We start from the raw sequence: 18,497 nt of genomic DNA on the forward strand, positions 1-18,497 counted from the left end.
CGTGGCTCCGCTCAGACGGTCTGCGAATAGCGCTGCGGTGCGTCCTTGTCTTGGCTCGCAGCCTTCTCGCGATCCTGGGTCAGGTAACGATCGAACACCATGCAGATGTTGCGGATCAGCAGGCGCCCCTTGGGCTCGACGGTGATCCATTCAGGTTCGATCTTGATGAGGCCGTCTTGCTCCAGCAGCTTGAGCTTTGCCATCTCGGGTGCGAAGTATTCGCGGAAGACGATGGGATAGGCGATCTCCAGCGAGTTGATCGACAGTTCGAAATTGCACATCAGTCGCTGGATGATGAGCCGACGCAGCACGTCATCCATGCCCAGCTGGATCCCGCGTGCAATGGGCAAGGTGGAGTTTTCCAGACGGGCGTAATAGCCGTCCAGGGTCTTTTCGTTCTGGCTGTAGCTGCCGCCCACGGCGCTGATGGCCGAGACGCCGCAGGCCACCAGATCGGTCTCCGAATGGGTGGAATAGCCCTGGAAGTTCCGATGCAGGCGGCCCTGCTGCTGGGCGATGGCGAGATCGTCGGTGGGCTTGGCGAAGTGATCCATGCCGATGTAGACGTAACCCGCACCGGTCAGCTGGCGGATGCACAGCGAGAGCATGTCCAGCTTGCTGTCGGCGCTGGGCAGGTCTTCTTCCCTGATCTGGCGCTGGGTCTTGAACAGCGCCGGCATGTGCGCATAGTTGTAGACGGCGATGCGGTCGGGGCTGGCGGCGATGACCTTGGCCAGGGTGCGCGACATGGACATCACGTTCTGCTTGGGCAGTCCGTAGATCAGGTCGATGCTGACCGAGCGGAAGCCGGCATCACGCGCGGCGGCGATGATCTGCAGGGTCTGCTGCTCGGACTGCACGCGGTTGACGGCCAGTTGCACCTCCGGATCGAAGTCCTGGACGCCCAGGCTGATGCGGTTGAATCCCTGCTGGCGCAGCTTGTGGACACGCTCCACCGAGACCGTGCGCGGATCGATTTCGATCGAATATTCGCCGACGTGATCCGGTGCCAGCGTGAAACTGTGGCGGATGTGGTCCATCAGGTCAGACATCTGCTCGTCCGACAGATAGGTCGGCGTACCGCCACCGAAGTGTAGCTGCTCCACCTGGTTCATGCCGGAGAACAGCGAGCCCTGCATGCTGATCTCGCGCTTGAGATAGCTCAGATAGAGTGCAGCCTTGGCGCGGTTCTTGGTGACGATCTTGTTGCAGGCACAGTAGTAACAGATGGTGTCGCAGAACGGAATGTGCAGATACAGCGACAGTGCCCGCCAGGCGCTCATGTTGCGGCGGTCGGAGACCGCGTGCAGGTAGTCGGTGACGTCAAAGTCGCTGGAAAAGCGGTCTGCCGTCGGATAGGAGGTGTAACGCGGGCCACGCTGGTCCATTTTGCGCAGGACGGCCTTGTTCATGCCGGCGAGACTGGCGGAAGGATGCAGGGTGGACGGATGGGCGACTTGCATGCGATGCTCCTGGCCGGCTGCCGCGCCGGACTGACGCGGCGCGCACATGCGCTGGGCCGCGAGCCCACCGGGCGAGCTGGTATTGACTGGAGCTTGCAGAATAGACAGATCCTTGCAGGATCGCATTGATGTGCATCAAAGGGGCGGGCCTGTTGACCGGTGGATATCAGTTACGCCAGGGCTCAAGCAGTACAGCCGCATACCGGCGCCCGTTGGCTCAACCGTGCCACCAGCCTGAGCACCTCAGTGCTGAGCGCCTGCGCGGGCCTGTCCATAACAGGCCCGCAACGCGTGATAGTCGTAGTAGTGGCTGCGGGGCGCGATTCTGGCCTGATCACAGGACGACTTGAAATCCATCTCCCCCTCGTTGTACAGCAGTCGCACCAAGGTACGCCCGGCGGCATTGGCAAACATGTCCCATTGCAGGTTGGCAGCCATCGGCGCAATCTGCGCGCCACGCCAGCCATTGCGAGCCGGCGCATAGGGTTCACGCGCGTCAACCTGCTGCGCCGCACCGGGCAGGCCCAGCAACGTGGCCAGCGGTATGACGATCTCGGCATGGGCAAAGCGCAGCTTGGCCAGATGCTGGCGCTGACCACGGTCGATGGCGTCGGCCTCATCAAAGAAATCCTGCAGCAGGATGCGTCCCATGCGCGAAGTCACATCGCCCTGCTCTACCATTGCCGGCCCTTTGCTGTAGAAATCTTCAGCATCTTCGATTTCCGCGAAGACCTGCGCCGCCATCGGAGGCATGATGTTGTCGAAAACCTTCACATTGCTGCCAGCCCGCTCCAGTTCAGTACGCATCCCGGCACTGATGGCATAGAGGTCATACAGCGCCCTGGCTGCCTGCACACCACTGGCGATGACACTGCGGCCGTCGCCAGTCAGGGTATTGGTATGACGCCCATCCGCGCTGGTAAAGCTGAGCGTGCCGCTGTTGCTGAAACGATAGCTGCCCTGCTCCAGGCGCGTCAGGAAGTCTGCTCTGAACAGCCGCGACAGGACCGCATCGGCGGCGTCCTGCAAGCGCGGATCCTGGCCGATGCGCGCCAGTTGCGCCTGCAGCGCTGCCCCATGCAGATAGGCCTGGTAGGCGCGGCTATCCTTCCAGGTCTGCAGGCGCAGCGTGGTCGTCTGTGTCGGGGGATTCTTGGGCAAACGATGGAAATACAGCAGATAGGTATCCTTGGAAGGCCCCTCCACATGACCGCGCAAGCCCGGACGGGCGGCCAGCAACGACTGCGTAAAAGCCTCTGCACTATCCACCGCGCGATCCTTGCCCGAACTGACCACGACGACCTCGCGTGCACCTGAGCTGGCCTGGTCGAACAGGCCGGGCAGACGTTGCACCATCCGTCGTGCCAGCTCGATGTGCTCTTGCAGCCCGGCCAGGGTCTCGTTGCCATAGCCGGGCTCGCTGATTCCGGGCACACCCGCCCCCAGCAGAAAATTGGCCCGCAGCATGGCCTGCAAGGCCGGTCCCAGCGTCTGGCCCAGCGGGGTCAGTGCGTGCTCCTGCTCGGCCTGCTGCCACAGGCGATAGAGGGCCAGATCGGATTTCATCCCGGTCAGGCCACGAGAACCATGGCGCGCCAGCAACTGGGTGAACACCGGTGCATAGCCGGCAGGCACCGGTTCCAGGCTGGAGAGCGGCTGGCGCGGGGCATAAGGTGTCTTGGTCTGGCGATCGTCACGATCAGCGGCCTGCGCCAGGCTGGCGGCCAGCAACAGGCCGATCAGCCAGGCACAGGCCCTGGCAGTTTTATGGAAGTTCATGCCACCGATCATGCGATATCAGCCTTTCCGGGTCGGGAACCCCTCACGCTCAGAAGTCGGCGCGCACGTTCAGGTTCAGGGTACGCGGCGCCCCCACGTTCAGGTAGGTTTCCTGATAGTAGGTCCAGTACTTGCGATTGGCCAGATTGGTGATGTTGGCGCTCCAGGTGGTCATGTGGCCACCGATACGGGTGCGATAGTTCAGACCTGCATCGAACAGGCTGTAGGGAGAGAGCATGTTGGTATTGGCCGAATCCAGCGCCATGGTACCCACATACTGCGCGCCGGCATGCAGTGACAGGCCTGCCAGGGTCGGCACCCGGTAGCTTAGCTGCGCACCGGCCTGCACATCTGCCGCGCCGACGGCGCGCTTGCCATTGACCGCTGCTGCCGCATGGGTGACTTCGGAGCCCATCACCATCACGCTGCCATCCAGGCTCAGGTCCCGGGTGAGCTGTAGCGACGCATTGACTTCCACCCCGCGATAGATGCTCTGACCATCGGCCACATAGACGTTGGCGCTGTTGATGTACTGCGAGCCACGCTCGATGCGGAACAGCGCCAGGCTGCCGTTCCAGGCGTCGTGCTCGGTCTTGACGCCCACTTCTGCCTGCTTGCTCTTGATGGGAGCGAAGGTCTGGTTGGCATTGACCGTCGTAGTGGGCGCCGAGGCGCTTTGCTCCAGGGCCTCGGCATAGCTGACGTAGACCGTCGTATCGGCACGCGGCTTGAACATCACGGCGGCCGTCGGGCTCAGCGGGCTGGCAGTGAAGCGTGCACTGGCGGCGTTGGCGGTGGTGTAGGCGGTATCAATGTAATTGGTGTAACGCAGGCCGGCCAGCAACGACCAGCGCTCATCGAACTTCATCGTGTCGCTGGCGAAGAGCGCGGTCTGCGTGGTCCTTTCATCACGATAGGTACCGCCGCTGTAGTTGACGCTATCGGCCGAGTAGATCGTCGGCGCATACAGGTTGCCGGTGCCGATGTAGGGCTTGGGCGTGGTCACGGAAGAAGTGGAAAGCAGGTTCTGGGCCATCGCACCGAACACGACTTCATGCTGCAGGAAGCCGGTGCTCACCTTGCCCTGCACCATGGCCTGTGCTTCGTTGAATTCGTAGCCATGGTATTCGGATGTGAGGCGGTCGCGATAGTTGCCGCTATTGCTGGTGATGTAGTACTGATCCTTCTTGTAGACTCGCACCGATTCGGAATGACGCACGGCGACGGTGGCCTTCCAGTCATCCGAGAGACGATAGTCGGCACTCAGCGTCACCAGGCGGTAATCCACATTGGTGTAGGAGCCATTGCTGTAGAGGCGCGTGCTGCCATCCAGCGCCGATGGGATCTTGAAGCCGCTGACGATGACATCGGTGCCACCGGTGGTGATGCGCCGCTGGTAGAGGGCATCGAGCCTGACGGTCAGGTCGCTGCTCAGCCGTGCATCGAAGGAGGCACCGATGGATTGGCGGTTGATGCTGCCGTGATCGGCCTCGGTATCGCCGCTCTCGTTGACCAGGTTGATGCGGTAGCCCAAGCGCTGGTCCTCGCCCAGACGACCTCCGGCGTCGACGTGTTCCTTCCACGTCCCGCCACTGGCATAGCCGAGATCGGTAGCGAGAAAAGCGTCATCGGTCGGACGCTTGGTGACGTAGTTGACGATGCCCCCCGGCGAGCCAAACCCGTACATGAAACCGGACAAGCCCTTGAGCACCTCCACCTGCTCGAACATCTCCAGCGGCATCTCGGTGCCCCGATTGATGTTGGCCAGGCCATCGATCTTGTAGCCGTTCAGGTCGTCCAGGCGCAGCCCGCGTATCGCAATGGTGGCCGGGTGAGTGCCGTTGACCGGACTGCTGTTGCTGACGCTGGCGTCGTACTTCAGCACTTCGGCAAGCGAGGTGGCCTGGCGGTCTTCGATCTCGTCGCTCGTGACGGCGCGCGTGGAGAACGGCGTCTCCAGTTCGGAACGCTCGCCGAGGGCTCCTCCGCTGACCTGCTCGGCCAGCTTCTTCTTGTCGGCGCTGTCGGTCACGGTGATCTGGGGCAGCACGCTGTCATCGGCCTGTGCCAGCAGCGGGCCGCTACTGCCCAGCAGCAGACCGGCGCCCAACAAGGCGCGCCGCATGGTGGAAGGACGGGGGGTAGCAATACGTCTGGAAATCATCTTGAACTCGCAGTGGATGGAAGTGAGGAATTTGGCCTTGCTTTTTTATGGTCTGAATCCGGGCATGCCCGATCAGCCTTTGGTATCGATTGAATCTGATCTGTCTGTCTGCCTGGCTGCCTGGCTACCTTATGGCCGCGGATCGGTCACGAAGCCGATCTTGGCCAGCCCGCCAGCCTGTGCCATGGCCATCACCTGCGCCACCTTTTCATAAGGCGTGGTGCGGGCCGCGCGCAGATGCAGTTCCGGTGGCTGCGACCGGGCCGCCGCGGCGCCGATGCGGGCCTTCAGTTGCGCCATGTCGACCGGTTCGTCATTCCAGAAGGTCTTGCCCTGGGCATCGATGGCCAGGTTGATGCTGTCCGGCTTGAGCGTATCGGGCTGGGCTGTGGCACGCGGCAGGTCGATTTTTACCGCGTTGTTCATGACCGGAACGGTGATGATGAAGATGATCAGCAGCACCAGCATCACATCCACCAGCGGGGTGGTGTTGATCTCGGGGTTGAAGTCGTCGTCCGATTCGGACAGGGATCCCATGCCCATCACGCTGCTCCCTGGACGCGCAGGTGCATCGTATGGGACTGTTGCGGCCCGGCACCGGAGGCATCGGCGCGAGCGCCAGTGACGAACAGCGCATGCAGTTCGAATCCGAACTTGTTCAGGCGCGCGATGATGCTCTTGTTGCCACGCAGGAGCGCGTTGTAGCCGAAGGTGGCGGGAATGGCGACGGCCAGGCCCAACGCCGTCATGATCAGGGCCTCGCCCACCGGGCCGGCCACCTTGTCGATGCTGGCCTGGCCGCTGCTGCCGATGGAGACCAGGGCGTGATAAATGCCCCAGACCGTTCCGAACAAGCCCACGAAAGGGGCCGTCGAGCCGACCGAGGCGAGGACGGCCATGCCCGACTGCAAACTGGCCGAGGCCTCATCGATGGCCTGGCGCAACGACAGTGTGACCCATTCGCTGACCGGCAGACGATCCTGCAACTGGCCCTGATGGATCGTGTGATGATCCACCGCCCCTTGCCCGGCACTGGCGAGCGCGACGAAGGGATTGTCCCGCCCCAGGCAAGAGACGCCGGCAGCGACGTTGTCAGCCTGCCAGAAGGCGTGACCGGCGGCCTGTGCCGGGGCGCGATAGCGCAACAACTGCAGGGCCTTGGTCAGAATGACGTACCACGAGGCCATCGACATCATCGTCAGCAGAATCGCCACCGCCTTGGTGACGACATCGCCTTGCGACCACAAGGCCGTGAGGCCGTAGGGACTTGCATCCATTGTTGATTCCTTTCTGGCTGGATTACTGCGTCAATTGAAATTTGATCGGCACGACGACATAGGCAGACTGTGCCCGGCCCTGCTCTACATAAGGCTGAAAGCGGGCCTGCGCGACCGCCACGCGTGCTGCCTGGTCGAGGCTGGCGATGCCCGAGGATTTTTCCAATGCAATCTGTTCCACGCTGCCCTGGGCATTGATCAACACGCGCAGCAGCACTTCACCTTCGTCGCCACGACGACGGGCAGCGGCGGGATAAACCGGTTGCGGGGCGGTGAGGTATTGCACGCCGCTGGTGATGACGGGCGGACTGGATGGGCGGGACACTGCCGCTACCGGTGCAGCGGCAGCGCTCGCGGCGGCAGGCGCAGACGAGGATGATGCAGAAGCGGCTGGCGCAGTCACGGCGGCCACGGGAGGCGCCAAGGTCGGCGCTGCGCTCACGGGAAGGGATACGGGCATGGCTGCCTGGTGGGCGCGCGGCGTTGGCGCGGGCCGCACGTGCACGGTGCGTACCGGCGGTGCGGGCGCCGGTAGCGCAGAAGGACGGACTGGCTGGGGTGCAGGCTCGAAGAGCGCCAGCATCACGGTGCTCGGTACCGGTGGTGTAATGGCGGGAGGTGACAGCGGACGCATCTGCAGCGCCAGCCACAGCACACCAAGATGCGCTGCGATCACCAGCAGCGCCGGCCGGACCGTCCGCCACCGGTCCGCTGCTGGCCAGGCGCGCCAAGCCGGTGAAGCAGCCGCTGCCACGGCCATGCCGGCAGCGGTGCGCTGAGGAAAATGAGGGAGAGATGACAACATGACTCGCGCCGCAGGGTACGGCGTTGCTTTGAAAAAAGCAGGAGTCTAGGCAGTCATGATGACCTTGCCGTTACGCTTGTGTGACAACGGCGTCAGGAAGGGCGTCGCCGATGTAAAACTTTGTAAGCCACCCCCTCCCCAACGGAGCTTCCCGCGCGACGAACGTCAAGGGTCCCGGCGTCCCGCCGTCGCCCGCCAGCACAGGATCGACCCGGCACACACCAGCGCGGCCCCCACCCAGAAAGAGGGCGGCAAGGGGGCTCGCAGCAGCAGCGCCGACAGCGCCGATGAAAACACCGGAATGAAATACGAGGCCCCCGCCAGCACCGTCACGTTGCCATGCAGAATGCCGATGTTCCAGGCTGCATAGCCCAGCCCCATGGCAGCCGAGGCCAGCACCAGATAGACCGCTGCGGGGATACTGAAGGATAGTTCATCGACATGCCCACCCAGCAAGACCTTCACCCACAAGGCCAGTGCCACCAGCATGAAGAAAGGAGTCACGCCGTTCTTGCCCCCGGCGATGCGCGTGGTGACGGTACAGTAGGCGGCCCAGATGAGGGCGCCGATGAAAGCCAGGCCATAGCTCAGCGGATTGTCCTGGATGTTGATGAGCATGCCGGGCAGATCCAGCCCCTGGTCGCCGCCCAGCACCCAGCAGATCCCCAGCATGGACAGGATGAACCCGGGCACCACCAGCAGCGTGGCGCGCTGCCCGCCGAACAGGATGGCCGCCACCAGCGTAAAGGTCGGCCACAGGTAGTTGACCATGCCGACCTCGATGGCCTGGCGGCCACTATGCGCATAACCGATGGAAAGCGACAGGCACAGCTCATAGGCCACGAACAGCACACTGCCCCACGCCAGATACCGGCGCGGAAAGCTCGACAGCCGCGGGAAACCCACCGACACCATCAGGATCAGCGACGCCACCGTATAGATCGCCGCCGCGCCGCCGGTGGCGCCGAGATGTTCGCTCACGCCCCGGATCAGGCCCACGATGGCGCTCCACAGGACCACGGCGCTCAGTCCGATCAGGGTTGCCTTCTTGCTGTTCATTACACCTGCCCAAAAGCGCAAGAGTGTACCTCATGGGCCACGCTGCCTGTCCTGCAGCGGCGGGCGAGCCAAGCCCCGCCCCCGCTGCCGTGATAGAATCCTGCCCCTTCTGTCCGCGCTTGAGTGGCCGTCGCCCACCTGGCCGGACGTGTTCCATGGGTTCCCTCGCCCCCATTCATCAAAAAGGTTCATATGACGACTCTCGACCTGCGCCGCCACGCTGCGCTGCTGACCTGGCTATCTCTGTTCCACCTGGTGGTGATCACCTCCAGCAATTACCTGGTGCAACTGCCGGTTTCCATTTTCGGCCTGCATACCACCTGGGGCGCCTTCAGTTTTCCCTTCATATTCCTGGCGACCGATCTGACGGTGCGATTCTTCGGCGCCCCGCTGGCCCGCCGCATCATCTTTGCCGTGATGCTGCCGGCGCTGTTCATTTCCTATGGCATCTCGGCGCTGTTCTACATGGGGCAGTGGCAGGGCTTCGGCACGCTGGCGCATTTCAACCTCTTCGTGGCGCGCATCGCGGCGGCCAGCTTCACGGCCTATGTACTGGGACAAGTGCTGGACGTACAGGTCTTCAACCGCCTGCGCGCCTCGCGCCACTGGTGGCTGGCGCCGTCGGTATCGATGATCTTCGGTAACGCCAGCGATACCATCGCCTTTTTCTCCATCGCCTTCTGGCGTAGCAGCGATCCCTTCATGGCCACGCACTGGGTGGAAATCGCGCTGGTCGACTACGGCTTCAAAATCGCCATCAGCCTGCTGTTCTTCCTGCCGGCCTATGGCGCCCTGATGTCGTTCCTGAAGAGCTGGTTCGCCCGCCCTCTGGCCGCCGATCCGGCCTAAGGCCTGCAGCGATTTCCATCCGGCGGTAAACTTGCGGCTTTTGCGCGCTCTGCCCGGGCGCGCCCTCCTCCTCTCCACTCTCCACCTGGACTGCGCATGAACTGGCCCCTGTTTGCCCTTGCCGTTGCCGCCTTTGGTATCGGTACCACTGAATTCGTCATCATGGGCTTGCTGCCCGACGTCGCGCGCGATCTGGGGGTGAGCGCACCGGCCGCCGGCATGCTGGTCTCGGGCTATGCCCTGGGCGTGGCCGCTGGCGCCCCCATCCTCGCCATCCTCACCGCCAGATGGCCGCGCAAGCAGGCGCTGGTGGGGCTGATGTGCCTCTTCATCCTGGGCAACGTGCTGTGCGCGGTAGCGCCCAATTACGTCTTCCTGATGGTGGCGCGGGTGGTCACTGCCTTCTGCCATGCGGCCTTCTTCGGCATCGGCTCGGTGGTAGCCGCAGAACTGGTCGCGCCGCACAAGCGCGCCCAGGCGGTGGCACTGATGTTCACCGGCCTGACGGTGGCCAACATCCTTGGCGTACCGCTGGGTACGGCCTTCGGCCATGCGGCGGGCTGGCGCTCCACCTTCGGCGTGGTGACCGGGATCGGGGTGCTGGCCGCCATCATGCTGTGGACCATGCTGCCCAGGAAGATCCCCATGCAGGCCGGCAATATCTTCCAGGAGTTCCGCTCCATCATCGATACTCGCGTACAGCTCTCGCTGCTGACCTCCACGCTGGCCTCGATCAGCATGTTCAGCGTGATCACTTATATCGCCTACATCCTGCTGGATGTGACCGGTTTCACCACCCGGCAAGAGAGCTGGGTGCTGCTGCTTTTCGGTGCCGGCATCACCGTGGGCGGGCTGGTCGGTGGCAAGCTGGCGGACTGGAAACTCATGCCGGTGATGTGCGGCGTGTTCCTCTGCATCGCCGTGGTACTGGGACTGTTCTCCTTCACCAGCCACTACAAGTGGCCGACGCTGGTCACCATGTTTGCCTGGGGCGCCTTCGCCTTCGCGGTGGTACCGGGCGCGCAGATCCGCGTCCTCGATACCGCGCGTGGCGCGCCCAACCTGGCCTCCACCCTCAACCAGGGCGCCTTCAATCTGGGCAACGCCACCGGCGCCTGGGTCGGCGGCGTGGCGATCTCGGCGGGACTGCCCCTGACCGATTTACCTTTGATCGGCTCGATCTTCGCCCTGCTGGGACTGCTAACGGTGGCCTTCTCGGCCTCGCTGGACAAGCGCGTGCGCGCCCCGGCCTGATCAACCACGACGCCAGCAAGAAGGCGCTTGTCCCTCGCGGGAAAAGCGCCTTTTCTTCATTGCGGCAACGACAGCGGCGCCGTCAAGCCGCCGTCAGATGTGCCGAAGCGATGAAGTTGTCGAAGAAACCTTCACATCTGGCCAATTGCTCCAGCGTGACGAACTCATTAGGCTTGTGGGCATGGACGATGTCGCCCGGTCCGCAGATCACGGCCGGCATGCCGGCCTGGCCGAACAGCCCGCCTTCGGTACCGAACCCGACCTTGCGTGCACGTTCGCTGCCCAGGATGCGCAACGCCGAGCTCACCAGCGGATCATCGGGTGGCGTGCTCATGCCGGGATAGGCCGTGAGGGTCTCGAATTCGATGCGTCCTTGCGCGCCCTCGATCTGCATCTGCGGCAGCAGTTCCTGCTCGGCATAGCGCCTGACTTCCTCGAACACCTCCGCCGGATCGATACCAGGCAGGAAGCGATGCTCGAAGACGAACTCGGCCTTGTCCGGAATGATGTTGGGCGCATTGCCGCCGTTGGAAAGCGTGGTGACGATGGAAGAGTACGGTACGTCGAAGTCGTAATCCTGCGCCTCCGAATTGCGTACGCGCAGGGCGATCTCGCGGATCTTCAGCTGCATCATGGCGGCATAGTCGATGCTGTTGATGCCCAGGTGCGGGCAGGAGGAATGGGCTGCATGACCATGCACCGAGCAGCGATAGGATCGCTTGCCCTTGTGCGCGATGACGGGCTGCATCATGGTGGGCTCACCGATGATGACGCCGGTGGGCCGGATGTCGTTCTGCTGCAGATCGGCCAGCAGCTCGCGTACCCCGAGGCAGCCGACCTCTTCATCGTAGGAGAAAGAGAAGTGCAGCGGCGTGTGCAGCCTGTCCTGGGCGATGGCGGGCAGGCGCGCCAGGCAGACCGCGATGAAACCCTTCATGTCGCAAGCACCGCGACCGAATAGTTTGCCATCGGCCACGCGCGCCACGAAGGGATCGGAATCCCAGTTCTGGCCGGTGACCGGCACCACATCGGTGTGGCCGGAGAAGACTGTTCCGTAGTGTCCGGGACCAGCGTCGCCCAGGGTAGCGAAGAGGTTGGCCTTGCGCCGTTGCGCATCGTAGGTCAGACGGGTGGTGGCGCCGTGGCGCTCCAGGGTGTCGCGCACCCATTCGATGAGGCCGAGGTTGGATTCGCGGCTGATGGTGTTGAAGCCGATGAGGGTCTTGAGGATATCCAGCGTCGCCTGGGTCGGGGCCGCAGCGGCTGATGTCAGTGGTGCATTCATGATGATGGTTTGCCTGTTCAAATCCGGAACGCCGGGCCATCGGACAGGAGGACAGATGGCGTGGGGGTTCCCTCAGAAGTGCAGCAAGCGGCGTGCCACGGCCTGCCCCTGCTGGCATGGCGGCCAGCCGAGGCAGACGGCGCGGCTGCAGATCCCTGCGCCTGGTTCCCTGCCGTCTCATCGGACGGGATCGGCATTGATCCGGGGGATCGCTACCCTGCACGTGAAGGACTTAGCTTACACCGCAATACATGGCGTGGTTGGAGAGATGAAGGATTTTCACGGCTGGGGGCGGGGATGCGCGCTGGCGAGCTTGCCCTGTCATGGCCCATCGAACAGGCCGGACGGCCTGCTCGACCGCGAAGCCGGGCCGTATCAGGAAAATCCTGCTAGGCGCTTTTGCGCATTTTTGTCAGACTGCTGCTGAAGTTTTGTGCCGGGAGAGGCGCCCGCAGAGGCCAGCATGGATTCCCGCAGCACAGGAATGGTGATCAGGGTCACTACAAGAGAAGGACAAGACCATGAAGCCGCCGATCATATTGATGATTGAGTCGAACGGCGAAGCAGTGGAGCTGGCGCGTTTTGCGCTCTGGCGCCAGAATTTTCACTGTGTATTGCAGTGGTATGACGAAGCAGACGCTGCCATCGAGCGACTGTTGCCACGCCGCCAGGAAGGGCAGGTGCAGTTACCGGGCATGATTTTCCTCGATCCGGGCATGATGGAGAACAATGGCCTGGACTTCATCGAGGCCATGAGGGTGGGCCGCAACACGCGCGCGGTACCGATCGTGGTGTTTCCTGACAGTGATTACCCGCCGGAGATGCCGGCGCTGCTGGAAGCCGGTGCTGTGGAATATCTGCTCAAACCCGAGACGGCCCAGCAATACATGGATGTGGTAGTTGACCGTGCGCGGCGCTGGAGCAAGCGACGGCGCCGACGCGATTCGGCTGCGGTGAAGGCTGACGGGGATGGCTAGCGGCCCGACAAGAACGCCGCGATCCTCGCAGGTCGCGGCGTTTTTTCTTGTGCCCGCACGCATGCCGGGGCAAAGTTGACGCTTATTTCTTCACGCGCGTGCTGATGTGGCCATCGAACTCACGCTGCGCTGCTTCCAGCCTCTTGAGGGCTTCCTGCCAGGGGTGGTAGTCGGCTTCCGTGAGCCAGGAACCGTCAGGATTCTGTTTCCACTGTTCCAGCTTGGCGGTCATTTTTTCATATTCTTCCAACTGGGCGACCAGTAGCGATTCCATTTGCGTCTTCAGCTCTTCAGCGCGGGTGATCCAGGGATCCTGTTCTGACATGGGCGACTCTCTTTCGTCATGAATGAAGGTGCGGGAATGTTAACACGACCGCCAGCGTGTAATGAGCCACTAAAAAACCAGCACTAACTCTGCATCAAGGTCCAAGTTATGTATTCGTGTTTACAATCCAGAATGCACTGCATGGACAGCGCAACCCTCATCAAACTACTCAAGGCCGACAGCTGGGCTCTGGTGCATACGGTCGGCTCGCACCACCAGTTCAAACACCCGAGCAAGCCCGGCAAGGTGACGGCACCACATCCCAAGAAGGATCTGCCGCTGCCCGCGCAGAACAGCATTCTCAAGCAAGTCGGCCTGAAGTGAGGCCAACAGGAGAACTCATGCTCTACCCCCTCTACGTCCACAAGGATGCCGAAAGCGCCTACGGCGCGGCCTTTCCGGATTTTCCCGGTTGCTTTGCTGGCGCGGACAAACTGCAGGACCTGCCTGCCGCTGCGCAGGAGACCGTGGAAGCCCACTTCCATGGCGAGACCGAGCCCATTCCGCATCCGAGCGTTCCCGAGCACTGGGCCGGCGATAAGCAATTCCAAGGCGCCTACTGGTGGCCGAGCTCCATGGGAAAAACGATGTAGCTGAGAAGCTTTTGATCGCTTCTAGCGGCATGTCTCTAAAACTGGTTGCGGCGGCGCGATTTGCCCGTTATCTACCCTTTAGAATCAAATAGCCACCTATCAAATCACCAGGTGCAGAAGCGATCCGAACGCGTAAAGTGCGAAACCGATCAAGATCAAACCGGAGAGTCGCGATACCCATGTCGTGAAGCTTTCCGGTAACCGCTGCCGCATCATCGCCACGCCACCGCTCAGGAAAAACCACCACAGAATCGATCCCAGGAACACGCCCGCTACGACAAGCGTTGCATTGAGCCCGCCGGCAGCCTCTGCCAATCCGAGACCTGCAAACATCGCCGCGAAGGAAAGAATGGTCGCCGGATTGCTGATCGTCAGAAGAAAAGTCGCCGCCACTGTCCCGAGCAAATCGCGCGTACCAAGCTGCGCCGCCGCCCGTTTGGGTCCGGGCGTCAGATTTTTCCAGCCGAGCCAAAGCATGAACAGGCCGCCAATCAACTTGAGAGGCACATCGATCATTGCCAATACGGCGGCAAAAGCGGAAAAACCAATCGCCGCCAGACCCGCATAAAAAGCATCCGCAGCCGCCGTTCCCAACCCTCCAGCCACGCCGGACCAAAAACCACGTTCGAGGGTGCGAGTAATGCACAAAGCACCGATTGGCCCCAGCGGGGCCGCTACCGCCAGACCGAGAAGCAGGCCTTTTCCCAGCAGCAGAATCTCCATCAGACCATTCCTTCCTTCAAAATAAAGGGACCATCCACGACAGACGACAAGGCGATAATCGTCTCGGAACGGGCGAGATAGCCATGCTTTTTCATGTCAGCCAGAAAGTCCTCAATCCCTGCTAGCGACCGCGTATGGATTTTGATGAGATAAGACCATGGGCCGGTTACGTGATGACACTCCGCGATAGCAACATGTGCGGCCGCATAACTGCGGAACGCAGCCTCATCGGCTTGAGGCGCAAGGGCAATCCAGACAAAGGCAAGAATCGGCAAATCCAGCAAATGCGGATCTGCATCAACAGTCGTGCGGCGGATCGCGCCGTTTGCGGTTAGGCGGCGAATACGTTCATTGACGGCCGATGTAGACAGCCCCACCGCGCTACTAACATCTGCCAGAGAGCGCCGTGCGTCTTTCGCCAGAAATCCGATTATTTTGCGGTCAGTATCATCCATGACCACATTATTTATTGTTTAAGTATATTTTTCAATAAAATTTTCTTAACGAGGCATGATTCGCGTGACTGCGATCATAGAGATGAGAAGAGCCTCAAGGCTAGCCCTACGGTGCATGCCGCGTGGACGCACTGCTCAAGAACTCGAAGACTCCGGAAAAGGAAAAACTTGAACTGGCGTTGTTGGCCGCTTGAGGAGATTGGGCTCGAAGCAACACTGGCGTAGCTGAATGCCGTAGCCACTGAGTTATAACTAAGCAGCTTTGATCTGAGGCATAAGGTGGCCACCGCCCGAAAAGCAAAAAACCGCTATCGACCAAGGCTGATAACGGTTTTCTGAGATTTGGTTGCGGGGGCGGGATTTGTCCGTTATCTACCATTCAGGATACGATGAAGTCACATCGCGCTGAGCTAAAGCGCCGCCCCTTTGTTTCCGCCATGCAATTTCTGCAACTGCACCTTTACCTCACGATCACGGCGGGCTTTCTCTTTTTTCTCCGCAGCCTCGGCTAGCACGATCTCGATGGCCATTCTCAAGATCGGCAACGCCTTCTCACAAGTCGCGTTATCCCACTGATGGACGCCTTCGCTGAGCACAGGATAAAGTTCAGGCGTATCCGCCAAAAACTGAGGGATTCGTTCCCCAAGCATCTTGATACGGTCTTTGAATTTAGCGGATACAAATCGTTCTTTATCAAAATCCTTTTCTTCGGACTCGGCTTCCACCGACGCTGCTGCCACAAGATTTTCGACTACCCGCCGAAGGTAGAGGAACGATGCGACGTTAAAACCATATGAAGCGAGAATTCCTGCCTCGCGATATTCTCTTCGAGAAATTTCATCCAGTAGCTCCTCTCTAACAGCAGTTGCAGGAAGCATGTCCGCCATTGACGGATATTGGCCGACCTTTCTCAGAGTCAACAAGTTTTTGTCGAAATAGAAATTAACCTCAAATAGGTGTTGTGGATTCCGCGAACATGCATACTGAATAATAAAGCGTGCTGGATCAAGCCACCATTGGTTTGGGTCGCCATAATGACCTGCAGTATGAACCTTCACTTTATTCGTTGTAATTGCCACCCAGTCCGCGTCAACGCTGCGCTGCCAAGTCGTGTCTTTTTTGCAGAAGGGGCAATAATTATCGACGTTCGCCGAAGTGTGACCGAGGTGGAGTGACCTCGCGTATTTACCCATGCTTTCGAGCTTTGCATCAGCAACAGATGTATAGAGCGGTGCCTTAAAGAGCAAATCAACAGGAGCATATTCCAAGGTCTGCGACTTCATCCTCCCCCCTTATCTTGTCAAATTGAATATTATTTTACCTCATGCGGTAGGATGACTTTTTGCATACCTTTAAAGGGGTTGCTCAAAACGTTCCCCAAAAGACAACAATCTTCCATTTCTCTACAGCAGATATAATTCAATGGCTGAGCTGATGCACAGCTCGGCGGGCGGAATGCAATCCGCTATTAGGTGATTGAAAGCTTGATCTGGAAGTATGGAGAACGGGTCGCACCCGGGGTGGGCTAGGCCTGCTGAAACGCGTAATTCATGCGGATGGTGATGGTGGACATGAGCTGATCAGCCGCGACGAGGAAAACTCCAAATCATAACGGCTGAGCTTGTCGCTATTCTAGATATTGGGACAAGCGGGCGCCTGGTCAAGGCGCCTTAAAAAAATGACGAGCTAATCGCTCGTGCCGGCACGAGCTTTCTCCGGACCAAAATCATGGCGAAAGTTAGTGTAAAGGTGGATGTGAAAGTCGATGCGGCAAAATGCCTCTGGTATGCGCTGCTTATCGTTCTGATCATCGTGACCTAAGGAAGAAGGCGTGACGGCTTGCCGTCACGCCTAACGCCTTTAAACCCGCCTTTTGCTTCTGCGCTACCTCTGTCCCGCAAGCTCCTTCATTTGCTCTGCGCGGTGGTACTTGTCGATGCAGGCGTTGAGGTCCCGCACGATGTCATCGCCCTCGAGGGCGAAATCGAGAAGAACATCAGCAGCCGCTGGCAGTAGGTCGGCTCTCGCTTCTCGATCCCCAGCGGCGGCAGCTTGGGCAGCGGCGGCTGCACTAGCCGCGTCGACGGCGACTGACAGGCGCACAGCACCAGGGCGGAGGCAGCTCGTTTTGGAATTGCGGAGCGGAATTTTCTTAGCGAAATACGAATGTGGCTCCCGATCCTGATACAGTTTGCGATGCCCGCTACCGGCCGAGGCTGTGTAAAAACACCTTCCGGAATTTGAGGGACACGATTGCTGTTTGATAATTTGATAACCAAACTGATTTGGGGGAAAAGTGGCCGTAAAAATTTATGCCTTTTATAACAATAAAGGTGGCGTAGGAAAAACTACGCTCGCACAAAATGCAGCTTGCCTGTATGCAGAGCAGAACCCGGATAAGCTCGTGCTAGTTGTTGATCTTTGCCCGCAGGCGAATATCTCCCAGTTTTTGTTAGGCGGAGGCCATCACGGCTACAACGCGAATCAAAAACTGCAAGCGCAGGCAACACGCCGGAACATTGTTGGTTTTATGGACTGGTTGCTTACGGGGAACTCTGCTTTTACCAGCCTCACTACCAGCTATCTCACACAAGTTCTACCGCTCAATCCGCAGGTAAGTAAAAATCTCTATTTAATTGCTGGTGATTCATTCCTAGAGTCCCAAACATTGGCACTCAATTTCGCAACGATGAATCCTGGTAATGTCATGGCTTGGCAGGAGTATGTAACAGCAATACGCCGTCTTTGCGATTTGGAGCTTCAAAACTCTGCGTACAAAGAGATGACGGTATTTATCGATTGCAATCCGAGCTTCTCGATTTATACGCAGATGGCACTGGTTTCTTCGGATGCGCTGGTTATTCCGATGATGCCTGACTTTAGTTCGCTCGAAGGCATTAAGGGAATTTTGATGTTGCTGTACGGGAAATACCCTTCGGCAGCGGTGCGAAATTACGCAAGTAAAGTTGTGACTTTCTCGCGGCAGATTCAAACTTTTGGGCTAAATTTGCCAAAAATATTTGAGTTACCGTTTAATAATTTCACGGTAAACGCAGGTGTTGCTACAGCGTTTGATGCAGTGAGAGAGGAATTGATCGACTACGTGCATCAGCAATATGTTAGTGATCCGTCAATCTTCTGGCCGCCAGCCGCTCCGGTGAAAACGAAGCAGGAGTTCGAAGCTCTCTATATCTCGAACGTCAAAGATTTCCACACTGCCGGCAAGGTCTCGTCCAGTCTCGGAATCCCTATCCATCGTCTTCCAAACCAGACAAATTACGTGATGCCAAATGGCGACAACGTGAATATTCCATCGAGGAATTACGCCGTTTCTTTGCAGCATGTTCAAGACTTTGTCGCAAAGTTGTAAACGCGTGACTGTCTGAAAGGTTGCTCCGAGATACACCACTGCCCATTCTACGCATGCGCCCTCCCGGCGCGCATGCGTCGTCCGCGAAAATGCCTCCTGAGTGCGTCAAAATGCGTCAG

The 18,497-nt window shown here is 59.9% G+C and carries 18 protein-coding genes; 6 read left to right on the forward strand and 12 right to left on the reverse strand.

Annotation, left to right across the window (positions count from 1 at the left end; translation table 11 throughout):
- Positions 1–11 precede the first annotated feature (11 nt).
- From hemN to yddG, 7 genes are all read right to left on the reverse strand, one after another.
- Positions 12–1,463, reverse strand: coding sequence for an oxygen-independent coproporphyrinogen III oxidase (gene hemN, locus GWL_RS12350; protein WP_008330558.1), 1,452 nt, complete (start codon positions 1,461–1,463; stop codon positions 12–14).
- A 243-nt stretch (positions 1,464–1,706) separates the two neighbouring features.
- Positions 1,707–3,242, reverse strand: coding sequence for a histidine-type phosphatase (locus tag GWL_RS12355; RefSeq protein ID WP_081486088.1), 1,536 nt, complete (start codon positions 3,240–3,242; stop codon positions 1,707–1,709).
- A gap of 49 nt (positions 3,243–3,291) precedes the next feature.
- On the reverse strand, positions 3,292–5,406 hold the full coding sequence (locus GWL_RS12360; protein ID WP_237713567.1) for a TonB-dependent siderophore receptor: 2,115 nt from the start codon (positions 5,404–5,406) through the stop codon (positions 3,292–3,294).
- A 129-nt stretch (positions 5,407–5,535) separates the two neighbouring features.
- On the reverse strand, positions 5,536–5,949 hold the full coding sequence (locus GWL_RS12365) for a biopolymer transporter ExbD (RefSeq protein ID WP_008330563.1): 414 nt from the start codon (positions 5,947–5,949) through the stop codon (positions 5,536–5,538).
- A complete protein-coding gene (locus GWL_RS12370; protein WP_008330565.1) occupies positions 5,949–6,683 on the reverse strand; it encodes a MotA/TolQ/ExbB proton channel family protein in 735 nt (244 codons plus the stop codon). The genes GWL_RS12365 and GWL_RS12370 overlap by 1 nt, the downstream gene beginning before the upstream one ends.
- A gap of 22 nt (positions 6,684–6,705) precedes the next feature.
- Positions 6,706–7,488, reverse strand: a complete 783-nt coding sequence (locus GWL_RS23205; protein WP_085943568.1) for an energy transducer TonB — start codon at positions 7,486–7,488, stop codon at positions 6,706–6,708.
- A 165-nt stretch (positions 7,489–7,653) separates the two neighbouring features.
- On the reverse strand, positions 7,654–8,547 hold the full coding sequence (gene yddG / locus GWL_RS12380) for an aromatic amino acid DMT transporter YddG (RefSeq protein WP_008330571.1): 894 nt from the start codon (positions 8,545–8,547) through the stop codon (positions 7,654–7,656).
- A gap of 192 nt (positions 8,548–8,739) precedes the next feature.
- Between yddG and GWL_RS12385 the strand changes: the two genes are divergently transcribed.
- Both GWL_RS12385 and GWL_RS12390 read left to right on the forward strand, forming a co-directional pair.
- The gene (locus GWL_RS12385; RefSeq protein ID WP_008330573.1) at positions 8,740–9,396 is read left to right on the forward strand and encodes a 7-cyano-7-deazaguanine/7-aminomethyl-7-deazaguanine transporter; all 657 of its coding nucleotides are present in this window, start codon (positions 8,740–8,742) and stop codon (positions 9,394–9,396) included.
- A gap of 96 nt (positions 9,397–9,492) precedes the next feature.
- A complete protein-coding gene (locus GWL_RS12390; RefSeq protein ID WP_008330590.1) occupies positions 9,493–10,650 on the forward strand; it encodes an MFS transporter in 1,158 nt (385 codons plus the stop codon).
- An 82-nt stretch (positions 10,651–10,732) separates the two neighbouring features.
- Here GWL_RS12390 and argE read toward each other — a convergent pair whose 3' ends face one another.
- Positions 10,733–11,935, reverse strand: a complete 1,203-nt coding sequence (argE, locus tag GWL_RS12395) for an acetylornithine deacetylase (RefSeq protein ID WP_008330592.1) — start codon at positions 11,933–11,935, stop codon at positions 10,733–10,735.
- Positions 11,936–12,456: 521 nt separating this feature from the next.
- Between argE and GWL_RS12400 the strand changes: the two genes are divergently transcribed.
- Positions 12,457–12,912: a response regulator gene (locus tag GWL_RS12400; protein ID WP_008330596.1), complete on the forward strand. Its 456-nt coding sequence runs from the start codon at positions 12,457–12,459 to the stop codon at positions 12,910–12,912.
- 82 nt (positions 12,913–12,994) lie between these two features.
- Here the strand turns inward: GWL_RS12400 and GWL_RS12405 are convergent, their stop codons facing one another.
- Positions 12,995–13,237 (reverse strand): hypothetical protein, encoded by a 243-nt coding sequence (locus GWL_RS12405; protein WP_008330598.1) that lies wholly within the window; start codon positions 13,235–13,237, stop codon positions 12,995–12,997.
- A gap of 141 nt (positions 13,238–13,378) precedes the next feature.
- On the opposite strand from GWL_RS12405, the gene GWL_RS12410 reads away from it, so the two are divergent.
- Together GWL_RS12410 and GWL_RS12415 are read left to right on the forward strand one after the other, a co-directional pair.
- Entirely contained in the window at positions 13,379–13,561 is a 183-nt protein-coding gene (locus tag GWL_RS12410) for a type II toxin-antitoxin system HicA family toxin (RefSeq protein WP_008330601.1), read from the forward strand.
- A 17-nt stretch (positions 13,562–13,578) separates the two neighbouring features.
- Complete coding sequence (locus GWL_RS12415; RefSeq protein ID WP_008330607.1) at positions 13,579–13,830, forward strand: type II toxin-antitoxin system HicB family antitoxin; 252 nt, start codon at positions 13,579–13,581, stop codon at positions 13,828–13,830.
- 99 nt (positions 13,831–13,929) lie between these two features.
- Here GWL_RS12415 and GWL_RS12420 read toward each other — a convergent pair whose 3' ends face one another.
- The 3 genes from GWL_RS12420 to GWL_RS12430 all read right to left on the reverse strand — a co-directional run bounded on the left by GWL_RS12420 (position 13,930) and on the right by GWL_RS12430 (position 16,291).
- Complete coding sequence (locus GWL_RS12420) at positions 13,930–14,553, reverse strand: LysE family translocator (protein ID WP_008330613.1); 624 nt, start codon at positions 14,551–14,553, stop codon at positions 13,930–13,932.
- Complete coding sequence (locus tag GWL_RS12425; protein WP_034350745.1) at positions 14,553–15,008, reverse strand: Lrp/AsnC family transcriptional regulator; 456 nt, start codon at positions 15,006–15,008, stop codon at positions 14,553–14,555. Before GWL_RS12425 ends, GWL_RS12420 begins: the two co-directional genes overlap by 1 nt.
- 410 nt (positions 15,009–15,418) lie before the next feature.
- Complete coding sequence (locus GWL_RS12430) at positions 15,419–16,291, reverse strand: hypothetical protein (protein WP_034350747.1); 873 nt, start codon at positions 16,289–16,291, stop codon at positions 15,419–15,421.
- 1,013 nt (positions 16,292–17,304) lie between these two features.
- Between GWL_RS12430 and GWL_RS12440 the strand changes: the two genes are divergently transcribed.
- On the forward strand, positions 17,305–18,378 hold the full coding sequence (locus GWL_RS12440) for a ParA family protein (protein ID WP_034350749.1): 1,074 nt from the start codon (positions 17,305–17,307) through the stop codon (positions 18,376–18,378).
- Positions 18,379–18,497 lie beyond the last annotated feature (119 nt).

The organism is Herbaspirillum sp. GW103 (assembly GCF_000261365.1).
GTDB lineage: Bacteria > Pseudomonadota > Gammaproteobacteria > Burkholderiales > Burkholderiaceae_D > Herbaspirillum.

What these genes read in the sequence shown, in the direction of transcription:
- hemN (WP_008330558.1), bottom strand. Translation starts at nt 1,463, where the DNA reads ATGCAAGTCGCCCATCCGTCCACCCTGCATCCTTCCGCCAGTCTCGCC.
- GWL_RS12355 (WP_081486088.1), bottom strand. Translation starts at nt 3,242, where the DNA reads ATGAACTTCCATAAAACTGCCAGGGCCTGTGCCTGGCTGATCGGCCTG.
- GWL_RS12360 (WP_237713567.1), bottom strand. Translation starts at nt 5,406, where the DNA reads ATGATTTCCAGACGTATTGCTACCCCCCGTCCTTCCACCATGCGGCGC.
- GWL_RS12365 (WP_008330563.1), bottom strand. Translation starts at nt 5,949, where the DNA reads ATGGGCATGGGATCCCTGTCCGAATCGGACGACGACTTCAACCCCGAG.
- GWL_RS12370 (WP_008330565.1), bottom strand. Translation starts at nt 6,683, where the DNA reads ATGGATGCAAGTCCCTACGGCCTCACGGCCTTGTGGTCGCAAGGCGAT.
- GWL_RS23205 (WP_085943568.1), bottom strand. Translation starts at nt 7,488, where the DNA reads ATGTTGTCATCTCTCCCTCATTTTCCTCAGCGCACCGCTGCCGGCATG.
- yddG (WP_008330571.1), bottom strand. Translation starts at nt 8,547, where the DNA reads ATGAACAGCAAGAAGGCAACCCTGATCGGACTGAGCGCCGTGGTCCTG.
- GWL_RS12385 (WP_008330573.1), top strand. Translation starts at nt 8,740, where the DNA reads ATGACGACTCTCGACCTGCGCCGCCACGCTGCGCTGCTGACCTGGCTA.
- GWL_RS12390 (WP_008330590.1), top strand. Translation starts at nt 9,493, where the DNA reads ATGAACTGGCCCCTGTTTGCCCTTGCCGTTGCCGCCTTTGGTATCGGT.
- argE (WP_008330592.1), bottom strand. Translation starts at nt 11,935, where the DNA reads ATGAATGCACCACTGACATCAGCCGCTGCGGCCCCGACCCAGGCGACG.
- GWL_RS12400 (WP_008330596.1), top strand. Translation starts at nt 12,457, where the DNA reads ATGAAGCCGCCGATCATATTGATGATTGAGTCGAACGGCGAAGCAGTG.
- GWL_RS12405 (WP_008330598.1), bottom strand. Translation starts at nt 13,237, where the DNA reads ATGTCAGAACAGGATCCCTGGATCACCCGCGCTGAAGAGCTGAAGACG.
- GWL_RS12410 (WP_008330601.1), top strand. Translation starts at nt 13,379, where the DNA reads ATGGACAGCGCAACCCTCATCAAACTACTCAAGGCCGACAGCTGGGCT.
- GWL_RS12415 (WP_008330607.1), top strand. Translation starts at nt 13,579, where the DNA reads ATGCTCTACCCCCTCTACGTCCACAAGGATGCCGAAAGCGCCTACGGC.
- GWL_RS12420 (WP_008330613.1), bottom strand. Translation starts at nt 14,553, where the DNA reads ATGGAGATTCTGCTGCTGGGAAAAGGCCTGCTTCTCGGTCTGGCGGTA.
- GWL_RS12425 (WP_034350745.1), bottom strand. Translation starts at nt 15,008, where the DNA reads ATGGATGATACTGACCGCAAAATAATCGGATTTCTGGCGAAAGACGCA.
- GWL_RS12430 (WP_034350747.1), bottom strand. Translation starts at nt 16,291, where the DNA reads ATGAAGTCGCAGACCTTGGAATATGCTCCTGTTGATTTGCTCTTTAAG.